Origin of the sequence: Acidovorax sp. SUPP3434, from assembly GCF_030159015.1 — a bacterium.
Taxonomy (GTDB): Bacteria; Pseudomonadota; Gammaproteobacteria; order Burkholderiales; family Burkholderiaceae_C; genus Paracidovorax.
Genome location: NZ_BQXL01000023.1, coordinates 35,673 through 56,072, shown reverse-complemented (window position 1 = coordinate 56,072; position 20,400 = coordinate 35,673). Strand labels below are relative to the sequence as shown.

The window sequence follows — 20,400 nt, the reverse complement described above, 5'->3', positions numbered from 1 at the left end:
GCCGATGCCTCGCCCCCCACCGCTCCCGCGCACACCGACTCAGGTGAAGTTCAACGACCGGACGCTGGCGCTGGTTCTCACGTCGTGGCGGATGCCCATCATCCCGTTCACGCCCCGGATATCGCTGGCCGACTGTTCGTTGGCGTTGATCAAGAAGCGCGCCTCGCGGTAGCCCGGGTCCTTGTGGATGGTGTCGATCTCGCGCTCGGCATGCTTGGCGGCTTCCTTGTCGCCCAGCTTTTCGGAGAGTGCGCGGTCCGCCTCCAGCAGGTTGCTGGTCTCCACATGGTTGGGGCCCCACTCCCAATACAGCTGCGACGTGCCGGTCAGGTCGCGGTGCTCGCGCAGCTGGCCCGCGAATTCGCCGAGGATCTTCTTTTCGGTCTGCACGGCGTGGTCGCGGTCCGCCCCGTGCCGGGCGGGGAAGAACTTCTTGGCCTTGTCTTCGGCGAAGTTTTCCACGTCCGCCGCCAGGTTGTTCACGAAGTCCTTGCTGGTGACCAAGGTCTGCGTGGCAAAGCTGGTGGGCAGCTCCTGGTCGTCGTACAGGATGCGGGTGGTGGTGCGCGTCTCGCCATCCCGGAAGAGATCGGCGGAAGCGGAGCCGAAGGTGGCCGCCCCCAGCAATGTCATGCTGGTGACGGCATCCACGGGAGGTTGCCCCGGCACGGCCGCCGGCGCGGTGGCGCCTTCGATCAGCCCGCTCAGCGATGCCAGCGCGCCTGTCACGGTGGCTTTGAACGCCTTGGACTCGGACTCGCGAATGACCTTGAGCGTGCCCGAGGTGTCACGATACTCGAGGGTGCCCAGCCGCATCTCCCCGCCGACGCTTGCCTGGGGCATCCCCACGCGCAAATCGCCCAGCGTCGCGCCGACGCCTCCGGACGTGCTGCCGGTGAGGCGGTGGTCCTTTTGCCGCACTTCGAATGCGCCGATGGAGATCGTGTCGCCGAACTCCTGGTAGGCGCGCTTGACGAGCGAAGACTGGTCTTCCTTGTTGCCCGGGGCTTGGTAGGGGCCGGCTTCATCGGGCACGCCGATCAGCAGCTTGATCAGGCGGGCCTTCTGCTGCGCCAGGTCCCGGTCCCCGCCCACGCCGCCGGACTTGTGGCGGGGAAATCCGAACACCGCGCCTTCCTGGTCCAGCAACTCATAGCTGTGGCCCACGTCGCCACCGACAAAGGCAGAAAACGATGCAGCCTCGGTCTTGCCGACGCTGAAGCCCAGCGAGGCGCCCGCCCCTTCCTGCACCCGCTTGACGGTGGAGACGCTCATGCGCAGCGAGCTGCGGTCGGTGGAGACGCCGGACTCGAAGGAAACGATGCGGGTGCGCCCGCCGCCCAGGTCGGCACGGAGGGACACGGTGCCGGCGGACAGGAGGCCCGAGATGACCTCGGTCACGTTCCGCGTGGTGCCCTGGGTGTTGCCCGCGTTGGCCAGCGAGAACCCCGATCCCAGTTCTTCGCCGCGAATCATCGACGCGAGGATTTCCGCCGCTTCGACGCGGGTCTTGCCCTTCATCGCGGTATTGGGCGGCACGCTCACCTGAGTGTCTTGCGACACGCGGGCGAATGCGGTCGAAAAGGCCTTCCAGTCGGGTTGGCCGGCTTCGTGCCGGTAGGTTTGCATCTCCAGGGCCGACTGCGCGTCGGACGGCCCACCCGCATCGCCGGACCATGCCAGCAGCCGGGCGGGGGTGAGGGGCAGGTTCTGTTCGGCGAGCGCAGCATCCACCAGTGCGCCGATCGGGTCGGCCAGGCCGGCGTCGTCGGGCGCCGCGTCCGGCAACTGGATGGCCGCCATCACCGCCTGGCGCACCTGGGCGATGGCAGGTTCCGACAGGTTGTCGCCGCGCGCCAGGCGGGGCAGCAGCAGCGCCTCGGACTTGGCGCGCAGAAGGATCTCGGAGCGCACCATGTTGCGCAGCAGAGAACCGCCCGCACCGCTGTCGTCCAGCAGCGCCTGCGCGTCCACCATGTCCTGTGCACTGGGCAGCGCGCCGTTCTCCAGGCCTCCGCGCGCCTTGATGGTGGACTCCAGCACATCGACCATGTCCTTCATGGCCCGGCCTTCGTGGATGCCGCCGATGTGCGACAGCTCGAAACCCAAGTTCTTGCCGCGCGAGGAAACGATGGCGTCGTAGCCGTAGAAGGGGCTCTTGCCGTGGTGCAGCGAGCCGTAGCGCAGCGTGTCCGCGATGCGCTGAAAGCCCGTGGGCGATGCGATGGCGCGGTTCAGGTGCATGCCCACGCCCTTGGCCGCGCGCGACTCGGTCTTGTGGAACTCGCTCTTGCTGCCGTCCGGGTTGCGGGGCTTGTCGGTCACCATGCCGCCACGGGCCATCTGCACCGCGAAACGGCAGCCATGGACCTCCTGGATGGTTGGGTCGAGCTCATCGCGCACCGCCAGCAGCGCCTTCTCGGCCAGCGAGAGCGAGGATCCATTGGCAATGGGCGCGCCCGCGCGGCCGGGCCATCCATCGGGCGTGGCCCGAATGGCGCGGGCCAGCCGGCCGTGGGCGAACATGCTGGCCGGATCAAGCGCCGGGGCGGAGTCGCCTGCGGCGCGCGCCACTTCAGCGGCGGCACGCAGGTACGCGCGCATCGGGCCGCGTTGCGCCGCGTCCAGGGCCGGCGCGCCATCCGCCGCACCCTCGGGCTTCGCGGTGATCTTGCTCAGCAGGTCCAGCCCCTTGCCCCCCCGCATGCTTTCGATCTCGGCCGCGAATTTCCAGGCCAGCTGCACCTCGGCTCTGACGCCATCTGCGGGCGGAGCCAACAGGTCAGCCACCAGGCGCACTTGCGGCAGGGCCTGCAGGAGGCGCTCGGCTTGCGCTGTGTCCTTGCTGTGGGCGGCAAGGGCCTTGACCAGGACGACGGACTCGCCGGTCGACAGGCCCGTGGCGGCCTTCAGTTGCAGGACGCTGGCTTCCAACGCCTTCTTGAGGTTGGCCGGACCATTGAAGTGCTTCGCAATGGAGCCGAAGATGGTGGCGTCTTTCCGAAGGGACTCTGTGACCGCGCCCTCCTTGGGCAAGGTGCGGCCGACGCGGGGCGCCGCCTGCTGCAGCGTTTTGGGCACCTTGACGGCCGACGCGCCTTCCTGGCCGACGAAGCTGCCGAATTTCGGCGCTGCAGATGACACCTTGCTCTGGAACGGATTCCAGGGAGGCGATACCGTGGTACTCGATACGCCGAAGCCGTGCTTGAACGCACCTTCCTTGAGGCCCTCGGTGACCTTCTTGAGCTTGGACAAGCCATCCTGGCGCCGCAGGTCCTGCGCCGGGATCTCGCTCGCGACAGGTTCGTCGGCCACCGACGAGGCCGAACTGGGCCGGCTGTTGACGCTGATGCTGTCGCCGCCGTCACCGCCTCCGTCGTCCTCGCTTTGCACATGCTGCGACTCGATCTCGATGTCGGAATGGCCTTCGTCGAAGACGATCTCCGAGTCCGCGCTGCCGGATTGGCTCCCCCCGCTCTCAAAACGCACGTGCGCCTGCACCGGCTGCTTTGCACCGCCCTCGGGCCTGCCAGAGGTCTCCGGCCCCTGCTCGGGGTTTGAGACATCCGCCGAAAGGTCGGGCGGCGCACCGGAACTCGATGCATTCAGCAACTGCGCAATGGACGGCTTGCGCAGAGGCCAGCCCGAACCGGACGCCTCCAACCCAGACGCGCCGCCGGTCACCCTGCCGGAAGGTCTGGGCGTCTGGAGTGCTTCGGTCGGACCCGAAGGCTTGGGTGCCTCCGCCTTCGAGGATTTGATGCCTACCGCTTTCTTGATGTTGCTGGCGAGCTTGGCCTTGAACGATTTGCGGGGTTTGGCCTGACCGAGGACTGCAGATTCTTCATCCGCTTTCGGCATATTCTTGTCGGCTGCTGCGGCCTTCAGGTCCTTCAGCGTCTGGGCCGTGACGGGGTCACCACCGTTGTTGGTGACGTGGGTGTCCATGAACTCCTTGGTCAGGACGTTCTGCTCGAAGTCGCGCACCTGCTTGCGCGATGCCACGAACACGCGGTCGTAGGTGCCGTTGAGCACGTCGTGCTTGGCTTTAGCGCTCATGCCCTGGAACAGGCCTTCGTCGTACATCTTCTTGGTGGCTTCCCAGGTGCCGGTTTCCTTGGGCGCCAGCGTGTCGGAGCCGAAGCAGATGCGCTCGCTGTGCTTCTCGATGAAGCCGCGCCAGGCGGTGAGCGACTGGTCGTCCTTGCCGATCTGCTTGGCCACTTCGCTCCACGAGATGTCCAGGTTCAGGTTGGGGCAGTCCGCCAGCAGCTTCTCCAGCGCGTCCAGATGGCCCTCGCCCTGCTGCACGAAACGGCCCAGGCCGCCGCCGTGCGCCCAGACGATCTTGGTGTCCTGCACCCGCGGATCGCTGAACATCTTGCGCAGGCCTTCCAGATTGGCCGGCAGGCGCGCTTCGGAGGCCTTGCCCTTGCCCTTGCTGTTGAACTCTTCGACCTGATCGTGCAGGTTGTCGATGTCGCAGTGCAGCACCACGGGCGTGCCGATGACCCCGGCCACTTCCATCAGCTTCGTGAGCGGCTCCATGCGCGGAGTCTGGGTGCTGGCCTGCAACCGGCCACCCGCGAACATGTCTTCCACCAGTTCCTTGTGAACCGTGATTTCACCGATGCCGGTGAAGGTGCCCTTGGTCTTGTACAGCTCGTGCAGCAGACGGTCGCTCACGCGCGGGTCGCCCAGGTGCAGGCCGGTGATCATGGGGTCCAGGCGGCTGCGCTGCGCCTCGCTCATGCCGGAATTCTTGATGGCCGTGGCCAGGTCGGTGTTGACGGCGGTGTCCACGTACAGAATGGACGCATCGACGATCTCCTTGATCAGGCCCGGGTCCTTGCGGAAGTCGTCGATGTCCAGCTTGGGACGGCTGGCCAGTTCTTCGCTCGTGCGGCCGGCGAGCACGCGGTCTTCGATCTTCTTGGGCACGTAATAGAACTCGAGCGGGCCGCAATGGTGCGCGTGTTCGCCGCCGCCGATCTGTTCGGAGATTTCGTGGGGGTTGAGGGCCGTGGTCGCGCCATCGTCACCCGGCAGCTTGGCTTGCAGCAGCGAGGTGGGAATGGGCATCAACGTGGTGTTGCGCACGCCGATCTCGTCCATCATCTTCAGCAATTGCCCGGGGTTCAAGCCACGCTGCACGTAGTTGGTGGGGTGCATGTGGCTATCGCTGTGCGCATCCAGCCCGCTCGACATGACGAAGCCCGGCACATCGAAGTGGTTGCCGACCTCGATCGGCTGGCCATCAACGGAGTTTTTTGGAATATATGTGACGCCCCCGTTGGAGAGCCGCTTGCCTACCAACGCGTCGGGGCGCACGCTGCCGTCGCTGAAGCGCTGAGGCTTGCTGACCACCATGCTGTCAGTGGAAGTAGGCACGGAAGCCGATTTACCCGATCTGGTGAATGCGGTGCGCAGGCCGTCGAGCACGCCACTTCCACTGAACTTGGAAGACTTATGCGTGGACGAAGCCCCACTACTTTTTTTTGACGTCGCCTGTTGCAAAGTAGGGGAGGTGAGGGACGCTTTCGACAATGAGGATTTGCCAAAGACCATATATATCTTTCAGTAGTTAACAAAGACTATCCGATTGATATGATTTTCCCCCTTGCTACCCGAGCCTTGCTTGGCAACCGAAAGAAAAGACAGCGAAACGAACCTTTGCCTTCGCACATGGAACTCCCGACTTACCAATGGTTTATATGCTATTTGTGAAGAAAAATGCCATTATCTGGCCGACCAGATAACGGCATTTTTAGCATCTCTCAATATGCGAGGCCATTCGAAAATGGCGAGAGGAAAGGCACTTAGCGAAGAAATTCCAGGCTACTTGTCCGCTTCGAATTCATCATTTTCGGACACCATCGGGATATAGGCGCGCACCCATTCCTTATCGTTCGACACGATTTTCCAACTGTGGCCTTCGCCCTGGGTGTCCTCAGCCAGCAAGACCGTGCCGGGGGCCAGGCGGAAGGTGGAGCCATCGCTCACGCGAAACTCCAGCACGCCCTGCAGCGGCACCACGTATTGCCGGCGGGGCGCCGGGTGGGTGTTTTGCTCCCACGGCTCCACCGAGTTGCTCAGCCAGAACTGCTGGCTGGAAATCTTGTGCAGCGCCGGCACCGTGCCGCGGACGAAGGCGGCGTGGTGGTCCGGGGTGGAGTACAGCTTGATGGCGGGAATCCGTGTCGCCTCCTCGCCCGCCCAAGCGCCGGCACCGGTGACGGCGCCCGCCATCACCGCCATGGCCAGGGCCTGGCGGGCGGCCGGCACGCATCGTTTCATCAGGGGACTCATAAAACCTGTTTCATCCTCGTTCATTCGGAAAAGAAACCAAGGCACACAACCCCCGCTTTGCCGGCAGGCGCCGCGGGTGCGCGGCCACGAAAAAGGGCCGGTCCCGCGCAGCGGTGTGCACGCGGGGCCCGGCCCTGGCCGCCCACGGCCCGAAGGCCATGGGGGAAAGGTTTACTGCTTGACGGCTTCGATCTGCGCCACGATGCGCACGTTCTTGGGGAAGCCGTACTGCACGCCGTAGTCGGCGCCGAAGGCCGTGCGGTCGATGGTGGTTTCGAAGTCGCCGCCGCACACTTCACGCTTGAGCATGGGGCTTTGGTAGCAGGCGAACTGGTTGGCCTTGAAGGTCACGGGCTGGGTCTTGCCCTTGATGGTCAGGTCGCCGGCCACGGACACCAGCTTGTCGCCGTCGAACGTGAACTTGTCGCCCACGAACTTGGCCGTGGGGTGCTTGGCGGCGTCGAAGATGTCGGCGCTTTGCAAGTGCTTGTCGAACGGTGCCACGCCCGTGTTGATCGAGGTGATGTCGATCGTCAGTTCCACCTTGCCGGTCTTGGCGGCCTTGTCCAGTTGCACGGTGCCTTCCTTCTTGTCGAAGCGGCCGCGGTTCACGCTGGCGCCGAAGTGGCTGATCTCGAACGTGGCGAAGGTGTGGGTCGGGTCCACGGCATACGTGGCGGTCTGGGCCTGCACGGCGCCGGCGGCCAGGGTTGCAGCCACGGCGGCGAGGGCGAAGAGGGATTTGCGCATGTCGATATCTCCGGGTTGAAAAAACAGAAACGGAACAAGAAACAAGAAACGGGGTTCAGCGGGCGAAAGCCGAGGTTCAGAGCTTGCCCACGCCGGTCAGCGCGAGCTTGAACTTGACCTGCACGTCGTCGGCCACCATGGACGTATCGGCCCATTCGTTCTCGCCGATCTTGAAGGCCAGGCGCTTGATGGCGAAGGCACCGGTGGCCGTGGTGGTCGCGCCGCTCTGGGCCAGCGTGACGGGCACGGTGACGTCCTGCGTGGCGCCCTTGATGCTGAGCTTGCCCGCCACTTCGTATTTGCCGGCGCCCACGGCCTTGATGGTGGTGGACTGGAACGTGGCCTGCGGGAACTTGGGCACGTTGAACCACGTGGCCTTGGGCAGTTCGGCGTCGGACTCCTTCACGCCCAGGGTGGCGCTGCCGGTATCGACGGTGAAGGCGATCTTGCTGGTGGCCAGCTTGGCCGGATCGAACGCGACCTGGGCATCAAACTTTTTGAACTTGCCTTCCACCGGCACGCCCATCTGCTTGCTCACGAAGGTGATCTCGCTTTGCTCGGGCACGAGCTTTTGCTGGGCGAATGCCGGTGCGGCCGCCAGCAGCGTGGTGGATGCCAGCGCGAGGCCAGCCAGCGTCATCGAATATTTCATGGACAGGACTCCGTCAGTCAACAACAAACCAAAAATTCAGGAAGAACCGGCCGAGAGGCCGGGAACCCCGGCGCCTGCGCGGCCAGCGAAGCGATCGATCAGCCCCGGCCCGGCAGCATGCGCGACAGCAGGCCGTCACGGTCGATGACCTGGTGCTTGACCACGGCCGCCACGTGCAGCACGACCAGCGCGGCCAGGGCATAGGCGGTGATTTCATGCCAGGGCTTGATGGCCTCGGCCAGCTCGGGGCTCACGGGCACGAAGCTGGGCAGCGGCAGCACGCCGAGGAACACGATGGGAAAGCCGGCCGCCGAGCTGTAGGCCCAGCCGACCAGCGGCACGATGAAAAAGAGCGCGTACATCAGGTGGTGCGTGCCGTGGTGCGCGATGTGCTGCCAGCGGGGCATGGCCGCCTGCACGGCCGGCGGCAGCGCGGGGGGGCGGTGCGTGAGGCGCCAGATCAGCCGCAGGGTGGACAGCGCCAGGATCGTCACGCCGGCCCACTTGTGCCAGTTGTAGAGCTTCAGGCGCTGGGGCGAGAACGGCAAGCCCGTCATGTACAACCCCACCGCGAAGATGCCGATGAGCGCCAGAGCGAGGATCCAGTGCAGGGCGATGGCCGTGCCCCCGTAGCGGGACGATCGTGGCAGAGGAGGCGTCATGGGCGGTGGTCTGGGTTTCGTGGGGTGAAATGCTGCGATGCAACACTCAGGCATGGCGCAGTGTAGATAGCCTTTTGTGCGCCAAGTTTCAATGGAATTGACGCAATGATTCAAAAAATGTGAATGCTCACCCCGCCTGGGCCGCAGCGCTGAAAGCGCCCGCAGGGAGCGGCGAGGGCAGCACGGGCTCGCAGCCGAGCCCGAAGACTACCCTCCTCTGTGACATCGGCCAAGCCCTCCACAAGTGGCCGCCATGGCGGCCCGCCGCGCCGACTGCACTCGATGGGACGAGCGAAAGAAAGCGAGGCGCACACACAGCGCGAACCCTTCGACAAAAAAATAGCCGCCGACGCCGGGGCCTCCAGCGCGGGCAGCAATCGAAGGATGGGCTTTCCGGCGACGGATCGCCGAAAAGCCCTGTTGGCGGGAGGCTCCAAAGGCCGCTCCGTTCAGGCGCCAGGGCTTCTTCAGTCCTGGATGCGCGCGATGGCCGTGCCGGCCGCGTGGTAGCTGCCGGCCGCCGCGCTCAGCGCGATCGTGCCCGCGCGGTGCGCGGTGACCTGCATTTCCATCTTCATGGCTTCCATCACGGCGATCACGTCGCCCTTGGCCACGGTGTCGCCTTCGGCCACTTTCCAGGTCTGCAGCGTGCCGGCGATGGGGGCGCCGACGGCATTGGGGTCCTGTTCCGCCTTGTCGCCGCCGCCCGCGCCCGGTGCAGCCGGGGCGCCGCCCGGCACGGACTGCAGGCCGCGCAGCAGCTCGGGCGGCAGGCCCAGGGAGACACGGCGTCCGTCGATCTCCATCGCGGTGCGGATCAGGGTGGTGTCGGCCACGGGCTCGGCGCGCAGGGCGGCGGCCAGGTCGGGTGCGAAGTCGGTCTCGATCCAGCGGGTGTGGACCTTGAAGCCGTCGCCGCCCACGAAATCCGGGTGGCCGATGACCGCGCGGTGGAACGGCAGCACCGAGGCCACGCCTTCGATCTTGAACTCGCGCAGCGCGCGCTGTGCGCGGGCGATCGCCTGCTCGCGCGTGGCGCCCGAGACGATGAGCTTGGCCATCAGCGAATCGAACGTGCCCGGCACCGTGGAGCCGGACTGCACGCCGCTGTCCACCCGCACGCCAGGGCCGGACGGTGCGGAGAACGCAACGACCGGGCCGGGCGTGGGCAGGAAGCCCCGGCCCACGTCCTCGGCGTTGATGCGGAACTCGATGGAATGGCCCAGCGGGCGCGGCGTTTCGGTGACGGCCAGGGGGTGGCCGTCGGCGATGCGCAACTGCTCCACCACGAGGTCGATGCCCGTCGTCTGCTCGGTCACGGGGTGCTCCACCTGCAGGCGCGTGTTCACTTCGAGGAACGAGATGGCGCCGCTGCCGCTGAGCAGAAACTCCACCGTGCCCGCGCTGGCGTAGCCCGCCTCGGCGCAGATGTCGTGCGCGGCCTGGTGGATGCGCGCGCGCTGGTCGTCGGAGAGGAAGGGCGCGGGCGCCTCTTCCACCAGCTTCTGGTTGCGCCGCTGCAGCGAGCAGTCGCGCGTGCCCAGCACCAGCACGTTGCCGTGGGTGTCGGCCAGCACTTGCGCCTCGATGTGGCGGGGCCGGTCGAGGAATTGCTCGACGAAACACTCGCCGCGCCCGAAGGCGGTGACGGCCTCGCGCACGGCGGAGTCGTACAGCTCGGCCACTTCGTCCATGCGCCAGGCGACCTTCATGCCGCGGCCGCCGCCGCCGAACGCGGCCTTGATGATGATGGGCAGGCCGTGCTGCTCGGCGAAGGCGATGACTTCGCTGGCGTCCTTGACGGGCTCGGAGGTGCCGGCCACCAGCGGCGCGCCGACCTTGAGCGCGATCTTGCGGGCCTCGACCTTGTCGCCCAGGCGCGCGATGGCCTCGGGCGAGGGGCCGATCCAGGTCAGGCCCGCGTCGATCACCGCCTGCGCGAACGCGGCGCTTTCCGACAGGAAGCCGTAGCCCGGGTGCACCGCGTCGGCGCCGCTGCGTTGGGCGACGGCCAGCAGCTTTTCGATGTTCAGGTAGGTGTCGGCCGGCCGGTCGCCGTCCAGGCCGTAGGCCTCGCCCGCCATGCGGGCGTGCACGGCGTCGATGTCGGCATTGGCATAGACGGCCACGGAGGCCACGCCGTAGTCGGCGCAGGCGCGGGCGATGCGGACGGCGATCTCGCCACGGTTGGCAATGAGGACTTTTTTCATGTCAGGGGCTCGGTAATCGGTGTTCGGTAAGGGGGTGCTCGTTCAGGCCCGTCAGGCGGCAGCGCCGCGCGTGATGGCTTCGAATTCGCGGATCGGGTTGAAACGCACCCAGGCGTTGACCGGGATCTGGCCCGCGCGGTCCAGGTGGTGGGGCGCGACGGTGCCGATGACCGGATAGCCGCCCGTGAGCGGGTGGTCGGCCAGGAACAGCACGGGCTGGCCGCTCGGCGGCACCTGGATGGCGCCGATGCAGGTGCCTTCGCTGGGCAGCTCTCCGCCCACGGCGCGCGCCAGCGGCTCGTCGCCCGCCAGACGGATGCCCACGCGGTTGGACTGCGGCGTGACGCGCCAGCGCTGCGCTGCCAGCAGGGCGACGGCATCGGGCGTGAACCAGTCGGTGCGCGGGCCGAGCACCACGTCGAGCGTGATGTCTTCATGCACCGTGGGCAGACCGGCCGGCGGCACCTCGGGCGCGCCGACCACGGCGCTGCCCACCACGGGCCGCACGCCGAGCACGTCGCCGCCGGCCACCGCCACCGGGCCCACGCGGGCCAGCGTGTCGGTGGCGCAGCTGCCCAGCACCGGCTGCACGGCGAAGCCGCCGCGCACCGCCACGTAGCAACGCGTGCCGGCCACCGGCTCGCCCACGGTGAGCGTGTCGCCGTCGCCCAGGGCGATGGGCTGGTAGTTCGGCACGGGCCAGCGCAGGCCGGCCGCGTTGGTGAGGGTCAGCGGCGCATCGGCACCGGTCACGGCCACGACGGTGTCGCCGCGGCTGCGCAGCTGCAGGCCGCCGTTGACCGTCTCCAGGCAGGCGCCATCGGAGGCATTGCCGGCCAGGCGGTTGGCGGCCTTGCAGGCGGCCTGGTCCATGGCGCCCGAGGCCGACACGCCCTGGCCCGCCTGACCGTGGCGGCCCACGTCCTGGAACAGGGTCTGCAGGCCGGCCGAGACCACTTCGAGCGCGGTGGCCGCAGGGGGCGCGGCGGGTGCCGGTGCGGGTTCAGCACTTTTTTGGCCCTCAGCACATGTTTCACTAGGGCGTTCTGCTACATTTTTAGTAGCAATATCCACGAAGCGCACGCGGTCGCCGGGCTGCAGCAGCGCCGGCACGGGGCGCCCCAGGTCCCACATGGCCGTGGGCGTGGTGCCGATGATCTGCCAGCCGCCCGGGCTGGCCTGCGGATAGACGCCGCTGAAGGTGCCCGCCAGCCCCACCGCGCCGGCCGGAATGCGGGTGCGCGGCGTGGTGCGGCGCGGCACGTTCAGGCTGGGGTGGCCGCCGGTGAGGTAGCCGAAGCCCGGCGCGAAGCCGGTGAACGCCACGGTGTATTCGCTGCCCGTGTGGCGCGCGATCACCTCTTCGGGGGTGATGCCCAGCATGTGCGCCACTTCGGCCAGGTCTTCCCCGTCGTAGTGCACGGGGATCTCGATCAGCGTGGTGCTGCGCTCGGCCTGCGCGCTCACGTCGCGCCGGGCGATGGCGTCCACCAGCGCGGGCAGCGACTGCACGGCGGGGCGGAAGTGGATGAGGATGGTGCGCGCGGCGGGCACCATTTCCTCGATGCCGTCGATGGGCTCGCGCCGCAGCGAGGCCAACAGCGCCAGCGTCTGGTCGAGGTCGTCCAGCTCGACCATGACCGCATTCAGGTTGACGGGCAGAAAGCGCATCATGCGGGCTGCCCTGCGAACGACGTGATGGTCACGCCGGCCTGCTCAAAGCGCTGGCGCACCTGCTGCGCGATCGCGACGGCGTCGGGGCTGTCGCCGTGCACGCAGATCGAGTCGGCCCCGATGCGCACCTGGCTGCCGTCGATGGCCTCGATCACGCCGTCGGACACCAGGCGCAGCATGCGCTCGGCGATCAGCGCGGCGTCGTGCAGCACGGCGCCCTTTTCGCGGCGCGACACCAGCGTGCCGGCCGGGGTGTAGGCGCGGTCGGCAAAGGCTTCGGCCACCACGCGCAGGCCGGCGTCGCGCGCCCAGCCGATCAGCGGCGAGCCGGCCAGCGCCACCAGCACCAGGCGGTCGTCGATCTCGCGCAGCGCCGTGATCACGTCGCGCGCCTGGCGGGCGTCGTGGGCGATGGTGTTGTAGAGCGCGCCGTGGGGCTTCACGTAGCGCACCTCGGTGCCGGCGGCCTTGGCCAGGCCCTGCAGCGCGCCGATCTGGTAGATCACGTCGGCCACGAGGTCGGCGCTTTCCACGTCCATGTTGCGGCGACCGAAACCGACCAGATCGCGATAGGCCACGTGCGCCCCCACCACCACGCCGCGGGCCTGGGCCTCGCGCAGCGTGCGCAGGATGCCGGCGGCATCGCCGGCGTGGAAGCCGCAGGCCACGTTGGCGCTGCTCACGATGCCCAGCATGGCCGCGTCATCGCCCATGCGCCATGCGCCGAGGCTCTCGCCCAGGTCGCTGTTCAGATCCATTTTCATCGTCGTTCTCCTGGCGGTCGGTGCCGCCGATATCTCAAACCCGCGGAGCGCTGCGCGCAGCGCCCCGTCTATATGACCATGCCGGTCAATGCAATTGCCCGGCGGTTTCGCGAACGTCCTCGCGCACGGCCAGCGCCGTGCGGATGACGGCGCGCAGGGCCTGTGCCTGCGTGTCCAGCGCCACGCTGGGCGCGCCGCCACCCACGCGCGCGGCCTGCTCGGGCAGGTACGGCACGTGGATGAAGCCGCCGCGCGCAGGCGCCGCGGTGCCCGGCAGCGTGGCGGCGCCCGCGGCCTGCTGCGCCAGGCGGTGCATCAGCGCGTAGAAGATGTGGTTGCACACGAAGGTGCCCGCGGTGTTGGACACCGCGGCCGGCAGCCCTTCGGCGCGCAGGTCGCGCACGATCGCCTTGATGGGCAGCGTGGAAAAGTACGCCGCCGGGGCGCCCGGCACCACGGCGGTGTCCACCGGCTGCTGCCCGGCGTTGTCGGCGATGCGCGCATCGTCCAGGTTGATGGCCACGCGCTCCAGCGACACCTCGGCGCGGCCACCGGCCAGGCCCAGGCAGATCACTAGCGAGGGCCGCCACTGCGCCAGCGCCGCGTCGAGCGACTGCGCGGCCTTGCCGAACACGCAGGGCAGCTGCACGGAGCGCACCGTGGCGCCCGCATGCTGCCAGCCGTCGAGCGCCCGCGCCACCTCCCACGAGGGGTTGACCGGATCGCGCTCGAAGGGCTCGAAGCCGGTGAGCAGCACAGTGTGGGGGGCGGCGTCGGACACGGGCGGCCTTTCTTCGGACTATCGGAACATCAGGAAGTACATCAGGAACACGTTGCAGGTGAGCAGCGCGAGGGCCGTCGGCACCTGTGCGCGGATCACCGCATTCTTGTCCGGAAGCTCCAGCAGCGCGGCGGGCACGATGTTGAAGTTGGCGGCCATCGGGGTCAGCAGCGTGCCGCAGTAGCCCGAGAGCATGCCGATCGCGGCCATCACGGCGGGGTCGCCGTGGTACACGCCCAGCAGGATCGGCACGCCCACGCCGCCCGTCATGACGGGGAAGGCGGCGAAGCCGTTGCCCATGATGATGGTGAACAGCGCCATGCCGATCACGTACACGGCACAGGCCACGAAGCGGATGTCCATGTTGATGTAGCTGGTGGTGATGTACGCCACGGCCTTGCCCACGCCGGCATCGGAGAACACCAGGCCGAGCATGCCCAGCATCTGCGGCAGCACCAGGGCCCAGCCCAGCGCGTCGGTCAGGCGGCGCGATTCGCGCAGGCCCTGCACGGGGCTCTCGCGGGTCAGCCAGCAGGCCAGCGCCAGCGACAGCACGCAGCCCACGCCCAGGCTCACCAGGGTGGTGTTCTTGGGGTCGATCAGCGGCACGCCGCCCACGGTCAGGTGCTTGGCCGACAGCGTACCGATCATCGTGATGAGCGGAATCGCCAGCGCAGGAATGAACAGGCGGTTGCCCAGGCGCTTGGCGCTGGTCTGGTACTCGGCCGGGGTGCGGGGGGTGTGCTTGCCCGCGCCCACGCCGCCGAAGCCGGCGATGAGCGCCATCACCACGGCGCCGGCGCCCACCCAGATGGGCGGCAGCAGGTCGCCGATGAGGAAGACCAGGGAATACAGGGCCCAGAACAGTCCGCTGGAAAAGCGCTTGGGGTTGTCACGATCGGCCACGGTCATCACCGCGGTGATGGCCAGGATGGCGCCGACGAGGTAGTACAGGTGTTGGATGGTCAGTGTCATGTTCATGCTCCCTTGGCGCTGGAGAGGGTGCCGTCGCCATTGCCGTTCCCGTTGCCATTGCGGGCAGCGGTTTCGGCGGCGTGCGCGGCCAGTTCACGGGCCAGCACGCCGTCCAGGCGGTGCAGGCGCCAGGCGTGGATGGCGAACGCGCAGATCGCGGTCGGAATGCCCCACAGCGCGATGTGGATCGGTTCGACGTCGATGCCGGCCTCGTGCAGGAAGGTGGACATCAGCACGATGGCACCGAATGCCACGAAGATGTCTTCGCCGAAGAACAGGCCCACGTTGTCGGTGGCCGCCGAGAAGGCGCGCAGCTTGTGGCGGATGCGGTCGGGCAGCTTGCCGTAGCGCGCCTCGGTGGCGCCTTCGGCCATGGGGGCGAGCAGCGGGCGCACCATCTGGGGGTGGCCGCCCAGGCTGGTCAGGCCGATGGCGGCCGTGATCTGGCGGGCGCCCAGGTACACGATGAGCAGGCGGCCGGCAGTGGCCGATTTGATGCTGCTGATCCAGTTCTGCGCATGCTGGCGCAGGCCATGGCGCTCCAGCAGCCCGATCACCGCCAGGGGCAGCAGGATGATGAGCGGCAGGTTGCGCGTCTTGATGAAGCCGGTGCCGATGGTGGCCAGGATCTTGTCGATCGGAAATCCGGCGGCAAACGCCGTCGCGATGGCCGTGACGATCACCACCAGCATCGGGTTGAACCGCAGGATGAACCCCACGATGATGACCGCCACCCCGATGAGCGGCCACAGATTGACTACGTTTTGCATCTTGAACTTCCTTGAATACGTACAGCCCTGGCCGGTCCGGTCTTCGCGTGCGCCCCGCCGCCGTTGGCGAAGAGGTGCGGACAACCGTAGGGCCCCATTGCCGGCCTGGCAGCGCGCGGGCAATGGGAGGTTGCTGCCCGAGCGCGGTCTGGACCGGCACGACACACAACGCAAATTGCATGCCAATCCATGAACAACAAATCAGGGATCAACCCTTGAAAAACTTCAAGTTGTTGAACAATCGATGCACTATGAAGAGACAACCAGCACCAATTTGTTTCACGATTGGTCGATTTTGCCCAACAACAGGGCGCACAACCGACCCGGACAAACCCTAGGAAAAGCAGTTAGAAAAAGGTATTCCACAGAGTGGATTCTTGCGAAGCAGGCCGATCTGCTACAAAGTGTGGAACCCGATCCCGGCCTGCGCACGCCGTGCCGCACGCCCACCCGAACCGCCAGGCATGACCATCGAAACCCCCACGAACGCCCAGACCCTGAACGAACGCACGGCGGAGCTGATCCGCCAGAAGATCGTGAAGGGCGAGTTCTCGCCCGGCCAGCGGCTGTCCGAGGCCGCCCTGAGCGAAAGCCTGGAGATTTCGCGCAACACCCTGCGCGAGGTCTTCCGCCTGCTGACCAAGGAAGGCCTGGTCAAGTACGAGCCCAACCGCGGCGTCTCGGTGGCCATCCCGAGCATCGCCTCGATCATCGACATCTACCGCGTGCGCCGGCTCATCGAATGCCAGGCCATCGCCCAGGCCTACCCGCGCCACCCCGCCAAGAAGCACCTGCGCGAGGCGGTGGATTCGGCGGTGCGCTGCCGCGAGGCGGCCGACTGGCAGGGCGTGGGCACGGCCAACATGGAGTTCCACATGGCCATCGTGGAGCTGGCCGACAGCGAGCGCCTGAACGTGATGTTCTCGCACATCCTGGCCGAACTGCGGCTGGCCTTCGGGCTGCTGAACGACCCCGAGTTCCTGCACGCGCCGTACGTGGACATGAACGTCAGGATCGTCGATCTGTTCGAGGCGGGCAAACTGCGCGAGGCCTCGGACCAGCTCAACGAGTACCTCGTGCATTCGGAGCGCATCGTGCTGGCGGTGTATGCCCGGCGCATCTCCGACACCCCGGAGCGCTGAACCGCCCCGGCCTTTTTTTCAGAGCCCTTTTTTCGTCCCCTCCCCTTTCCCCTTGCACACCATGAGCGCACAAACCCCCTCCATCGTCTACGGCACCGAAGACCTGCTGATCAGCCTCTGCAACTCGGTGACCCGGGTGCTCAGCGTGGCCACGCAGAGCCCCATCCACTACTCCGGCATGGTCCAGCGCATCACCAAGACCTGCCTGCGCCCCGACATCGGCTGCTTCGTGCTGTTCGACGGCGGGTTCTCGGGCCTGGTGATCATCAATTTCTCGAAGGAAGCGGCGATGGAGCTCTACCAGAGCTACCTGCTGAGCATGGGCATGTCCAAGGACGACCTGGCCAGCTCCTACACCTCGGACGAGGTGTCGAACGTGATGGGCGAGCTGATGAACCAGGTGGTGGGCGACTTCACCGGCAAGGTGCGCCGCGAACTGCAGACGCACATCACGCAGAACCAACCCAAGATGCTGGCGCTGAACAAGCAGGTGATGCTGAGCGTGGACGCCAACCTGGACAAGCCCGAGGCGCGCCGCGTGACCTTCTACACGGCCAGCAACCACATCTTCTACCTGGAGCTGGCGATCGACCGCACCGAGTTCATCAAGCTCGTCGATTTCGAGCCGCAGGAAGCCCCCGATCCCGACGCGCTGATCGCCCAGGCCGGCGAGCCCAAGGCCGCGGCCCCGGTGCCGGCCGCCGCGTCGTCCAGCGACACGGACGACCTGCTCAAGTCGCTGGGCATGTGACGGCGGGGCGGGCCGATGCGGTGGCGGGCCACGAAGGCACCGCTGCCGCAATGCTCTTTAATTGATAGCAATACGCCTTAGTTGAAATTGCGCTGGAGGCCTTTTCGGCCCCAAGCCTTCCCACAGCGTTGCGCGCCGGCATCACCCGGTTCGCGCCGCCCGTGACCGCGCGCAGCCGCCGGCGCACAATGCGCCGACCCTTCACTGCCCCGCACTCCGCAATGACCTCCACTCCGGCGCCCGGCCACGCGCCCGCTGCCCGCGGCTTCGCCGCCCGATCCGCCCTGATGATCGCCGCACTCGGGGTGGTGTTCGGCGACATCGGCACCTCACCGCTCTACGCCTTCAAGGAATGCCTGAACCCCGAACACGGCGTGGCGCTGGACCGCGCCGCGGTGCTGGGCCTGCTGTCGCTGGTGCTTTGGGGCCTGATGCTGGTGGTCACCCTCAAGTACGTGGTGTTCGTGCTGCGCGCCGACCACGACGGCGAGGGCGGCATCCTGGCGCTGCAGGGCCTGGCCGCGCAGGCGCTGGAGCGCGGCGGCGCCCGCCCGTGGGCGTGGAAGGCCGTCGCCGGGCTGGGCCTGGTCGGCGCGGCCATGTTCTATGGCGACAGCCTCATCACGCCGGCCATCTCGGTGCTGTCGGCGGTCGAGGGGCTGGAGGTGGCCACGCCGGTGTTCAAGCCTTACGTGGTGCCCATCACGCTGCTGGTGCTGATCGGCCTGTTCCTCGTGCAGCGCCGGGGCACCGAATCGGTGGGCCGCGTGTTCGGGCCGGTGATGGTGCTGTGGTTCGGCGTGCTGGCGGTGTCCGGCCTCTGGCAGATCACGCAGAACCCGCATGTGCTGGAGGCCATCGACCCGCGCTGGGCGGTGCAGTTCCTGGCCACGCACCCGGCGCAGTCGCTGGCGGTGCTGGGCGCGGTGTTCCTCGCATTCACGGGCGGCGAGGCGCTGTATGCCGACATGGGCCATTTCGGCGCCACGCCCATCCGGCTGGCGTGGCTGTTCATCGCGCTGCCGTCGCTGGTGCTCAACTATTTCGGACAGGGCGCGCTGGTGCTGGCCAACCCCGCGGCCATCGACAACCCGTTCTTCCGGCTCTTTCCCCCATGGGCCACCGTGCCCGTGGTGGTGCTGGCCGCCTGCGCCACCGTCATCGCCTCGCAGGCCGTGATCTCGGGCGCGTTCTCCATGACGGCGCACGCCATCCGCATGGGCTACCTGCCGCGCATGCGCATCGTGCAGACCTCGGGCACCGCCATCGGCCAGATCTACCTGCCCACGATGAACTGGCTGCTCATGGCCGGCGTGCTGCTGCTGGTGCTGGCCTTTCGCAGCTCCAGCGCGCTGTCGGCGGCCTACGGCATCGCGGTGTCGCTCACCATGCTTACCACCACCTTGCTGGCCGGCGTGGTCGCGCTGCGGCTGTGGCGCTGGAACCCGCTGGCCGTGGGGCTGGGCGTGGGCTGCTTCGCGCTGGTGGACGTGACCTTCATCGTGGCCAACAGCCTGAAGATCGCCGACGGCGGCTGGCTGACCCTGGCGGTGGCGGCGCTGGTCATGTTCGTCTTCACCACCTGGGCCAAGGGCCGGCGCGTGGCCGAGCAGGCGGCGGCGCAGGAGCGCATGCCGCTCGCGCCCTTCATCGAGGCCCTGGCGCACGGCATGCCGCACCGCGTGCGCGGCACCGCCGTGTTCATGACCGCCGATGCCGACAGCGTGCCGCACGCGCTGCTGCACAACCTCAAGCACAACCAGGTGCTGCACGAACGCGTGGTGGTGCTGGCCATGCGCACCCGCCCGGTGCCGCGCGTGCCGGCCGCAGAGCGCCTGCACGCCCAGGAACTGGGCCACGGCGTGTGGTGCGTGACCGCCAGCCACGGCTTCATGGAGCGGCCCGACGTGCCCGAGACCCTGCGCCTGCTGGCCTACCAGAAGGGCCTGCACATCGAGTCCATGTCCACCTCGTACTTCACCTCGCGCGCCTCGCTGGGCACGGGCCGGCTCGATGGGCTGGGCGCCCTGCGCAAGGCCGTGTTCGGATCGCTGCAGCGCAACGCGGCGCGCGCGTCCGACTACTTCCGGCTGCCGGACAACCGCCTGATCGAGATCGGCCGCCGTGCGAGCTGACGCCCTGCCCTCCCCTCGGCGGCCCCCCACCCGGCCCTCCACTCGGCTGTCCGCCCCGCTGCGCCGCCTGGCGCGCGCCGCCGTGCTGGCGGCCCTCGGCACCGCGGCCCTCGCCGCGCCGGCCGTCCACGCGGCCACCGACACCGATCCCGACACGCCGCTGCCCTTCAAGCTGACCACGGGCCTCTACCAGGTGTCCGGCGGCGGACTGCCCTCGGGCCCCGGGCTGGACGTGAACCTGCGCTACACCCGCGGCGACGACCACTGGTGGGTGGGCGCGTTCCGCTCGCCCGCGCTCGGCTTTTCCATGCCGCGCGCGGGGTGGGACAGCACCGTGGCCTTCGGCGACTGGCGGGTGCTGCCTTCGGTGCAGATCGCCTCGGGCGGCTTCGTCGGCGGCAGCCTGGCCGTGGAGACCGGCACCACCTGGGTGGTGGGCGCGGGCCTGGGGCGCACCAACCTGCGCAACTACGCCAACCTCAACTTCGACCCCAACGACGCGTACACCGTGTACGGCAGCCACCGCTTCACCAGCGGCGACACCCTGGCGCTGCAACTGGTGCGCGACAACCGGCAGAACCCCGACCAGCAGAACCTGCACCTCGTGTGGCGCAGCCCGCGGCCGGGCGGCCAGCGGCTCACCGTGGACCTGCTGGCCAAGCAGGGCACGGTGGACGGCCGGTTCATCCGCCGCGCCGGCCTGTCGGTGGGCTACGACTGGCCCGAGTGGTTCGTGCGCGCCGCGTGGGACCCGCAGGTCAACTTCACGCCGCAGAACATGCTGCGGCTGTCCACGGGAGTGCGGTTTTGATGTGATGCTCCTCA

At 67.8% G+C, this 20,400-nt stretch carries 15 protein-coding genes; 4 read left to right on the top strand and 11 right to left on the bottom strand.

Translation table 11 applies throughout. From position 1 onward, the window contains the following. Positions 1-39: 39 nt before the first annotated feature. From AVKW3434_RS22510 to AVKW3434_RS22460, 11 genes are all read right to left on the bottom strand, one after another. Positions 40-5,391, bottom strand: coding sequence for an amidohydrolase family protein (locus AVKW3434_RS22510; RefSeq protein ID WP_284407597.1), 5,352 nt, complete (start codon positions 5,389-5,391; stop codon positions 40-42). 447 nt (positions 5,392-5,838) lie between these two features. Further along, the gene (locus AVKW3434_RS22505) at positions 5,839-6,333 is read right to left on the bottom strand and encodes a cupin domain-containing protein (RefSeq protein ID WP_284407596.1); all 495 of its coding nucleotides are present in this window, start codon (positions 6,331-6,333) and stop codon (positions 5,839-5,841) included. A gap of 147 nt (positions 6,334-6,480) precedes the next feature. Continuing rightward, a complete protein-coding gene (locus AVKW3434_RS22500; RefSeq protein ID WP_284402352.1) occupies positions 6,481-7,059 on the bottom strand; it encodes a YceI family protein in 579 nt (192 codons plus the stop codon). 76 nt (positions 7,060-7,135) lie between these two features. Continuing rightward, positions 7,136-7,711 carry a YceI family protein gene (locus tag AVKW3434_RS22495; RefSeq protein ID WP_284407595.1) on the bottom strand — a complete coding sequence of 192 codons (576 nt, stop codon included), beginning with the start codon at positions 7,709-7,711 and terminating at the stop codon, positions 7,136-7,138. Positions 7,712-7,809: 98 nt separating this feature from the next. Further along, a complete protein-coding gene (locus AVKW3434_RS22490) occupies positions 7,810-8,373 on the bottom strand; it encodes a cytochrome b (RefSeq protein WP_284407594.1) in 564 nt (187 codons plus the stop codon). A gap of 467 nt (positions 8,374-8,840) precedes the next feature. Then, complete coding sequence (locus AVKW3434_RS22485; protein ID WP_284407593.1) at positions 8,841-10,583, bottom strand: acetyl/propionyl/methylcrotonyl-CoA carboxylase subunit alpha; 1,743 nt, start codon at positions 10,581-10,583, stop codon at positions 8,841-8,843. Positions 10,584-10,634: 51 nt separating this feature from the next. Then, positions 10,635-12,254 carry a 5-oxoprolinase subunit PxpB gene (pxpB, locus tag AVKW3434_RS22480; RefSeq protein ID WP_284407611.1) on the bottom strand — a complete coding sequence of 540 codons (1,620 nt, stop codon included), beginning with the start codon at positions 12,252-12,254 and terminating at the stop codon, positions 10,635-10,637. After that, complete coding sequence (locus AVKW3434_RS22475) at positions 12,254-13,021, bottom strand: LamB/YcsF family protein (RefSeq protein WP_284407592.1); 768 nt, start codon at positions 13,019-13,021, stop codon at positions 12,254-12,256. Before AVKW3434_RS22475 ends, pxpB begins: the two co-directional genes overlap by 1 nt. Before the next feature lie 85 nt (positions 13,022-13,106). Continuing rightward, positions 13,107-13,802: a pyroglutamyl-peptidase I gene (gene pcp, locus AVKW3434_RS22470; protein WP_284407591.1), complete on the bottom strand. Its 696-nt coding sequence runs from the start codon at positions 13,800-13,802 to the stop codon at positions 13,107-13,109. A gap of 18 nt (positions 13,803-13,820) precedes the next feature. Further along, the gene (locus tag AVKW3434_RS22465; protein ID WP_272564729.1) at positions 13,821-14,777 is read right to left on the bottom strand and encodes a DUF979 domain-containing protein; all 957 of its coding nucleotides are present in this window, start codon (positions 14,775-14,777) and stop codon (positions 13,821-13,823) included. 2 nt (positions 14,778-14,779) lie between these two features. Beyond that, positions 14,780-15,547, bottom strand: a complete 768-nt coding sequence (locus AVKW3434_RS22460) for a DUF969 domain-containing protein (RefSeq protein WP_284407590.1) — start codon at positions 15,545-15,547, stop codon at positions 14,780-14,782. 464 nt (positions 15,548-16,011) lie between these two features. Between AVKW3434_RS22460 and AVKW3434_RS22455 the strand changes: the two genes are divergently transcribed. The 4 genes from AVKW3434_RS22455 to AVKW3434_RS22440 all read left to right on the top strand — a co-directional run bounded on the left by AVKW3434_RS22455 (position 16,012) and on the right by AVKW3434_RS22440 (position 20,386). Next, positions 16,012-16,689, top strand: coding sequence for a GntR family transcriptional regulator (locus AVKW3434_RS22455; RefSeq protein ID WP_272564733.1), 678 nt, complete (start codon positions 16,012-16,014; stop codon positions 16,687-16,689). A gap of 61 nt (positions 16,690-16,750) precedes the next feature. Next, a complete protein-coding gene (locus AVKW3434_RS22450) occupies positions 16,751-17,440 on the top strand; it encodes a DUF3334 family protein (RefSeq protein ID WP_284402360.1) in 690 nt (229 codons plus the stop codon). A 221-nt stretch (positions 17,441-17,661) separates the two neighbouring features. Next, a complete protein-coding gene (locus tag AVKW3434_RS22445) occupies positions 17,662-19,575 on the top strand; it encodes a potassium transporter Kup (RefSeq protein ID WP_502869158.1) in 1,914 nt (637 codons plus the stop codon). Then, the gene (locus tag AVKW3434_RS22440) at positions 19,565-20,386 is read left to right on the top strand and encodes a hypothetical protein (RefSeq protein ID WP_284407589.1); all 822 of its coding nucleotides are present in this window, start codon (positions 19,565-19,567) and stop codon (positions 20,384-20,386) included. Before AVKW3434_RS22445 ends, AVKW3434_RS22440 begins: the two co-directional genes overlap by 11 nt. The last annotated feature ends 14 nt before the right edge of the window (positions 20,387-20,400 follow it).

Excerpts from the sequence above, each read along its gene's own strand:
- AVKW3434_RS22505 (WP_284407596.1), bottom strand. The coding sequence starts at position 6,333 with ATGAACGAGGATGAAACAGGTTTTATGAGTCCCCTGATGAAACGATGC.
- AVKW3434_RS22500 (WP_284402352.1), bottom strand. The coding sequence starts at position 7,059 with ATGCGCAAATCCCTCTTCGCCCTCGCCGCCGTGGCTGCAACCCTGGCC.
- AVKW3434_RS22495 (WP_284407595.1), bottom strand. The coding sequence starts at position 7,711 with ATGAAATATTCGATGACGCTGGCTGGCCTCGCGCTGGCATCCACCACG.
- AVKW3434_RS22490 (WP_284407594.1), bottom strand. The coding sequence starts at position 8,373 with ATGACGCCTCCTCTGCCACGATCGTCCCGCTACGGGGGCACGGCCATC.
- AVKW3434_RS22485 (WP_284407593.1), bottom strand. The coding sequence starts at position 10,583 with ATGAAAAAAGTCCTCATTGCCAACCGTGGCGAGATCGCCGTCCGCATC.
- pxpB (WP_284407611.1), bottom strand. The coding sequence starts at position 12,254 with ATGCGCTTTCTGCCCGTCAACCTGAATGCGGTCATGGTCGAGCTGGAC.
- AVKW3434_RS22475 (WP_284407592.1), bottom strand. The coding sequence starts at position 13,021 with ATGAAAATGGATCTGAACAGCGACCTGGGCGAGAGCCTCGGCGCATGG.
- AVKW3434_RS22465 (WP_272564729.1), bottom strand. The coding sequence starts at position 14,777 with ATGACACTGACCATCCAACACCTGTACTACCTCGTCGGCGCCATCCTG.
- AVKW3434_RS22460 (WP_284407590.1), bottom strand. The coding sequence starts at position 15,547 with ATGCAAAACGTAGTCAATCTGTGGCCGCTCATCGGGGTGGCGGTCATC.
- AVKW3434_RS22455 (WP_272564733.1), top strand. The coding sequence starts at position 16,012 with ATGACCATCGAAACCCCCACGAACGCCCAGACCCTGAACGAACGCACG.
- AVKW3434_RS22450 (WP_284402360.1), top strand. The coding sequence starts at position 16,751 with ATGAGCGCACAAACCCCCTCCATCGTCTACGGCACCGAAGACCTGCTG.
- AVKW3434_RS22445 (WP_502869158.1), top strand. The coding sequence starts at position 17,662 with ATGACCTCCACTCCGGCGCCCGGCCACGCGCCCGCTGCCCGCGGCTTC.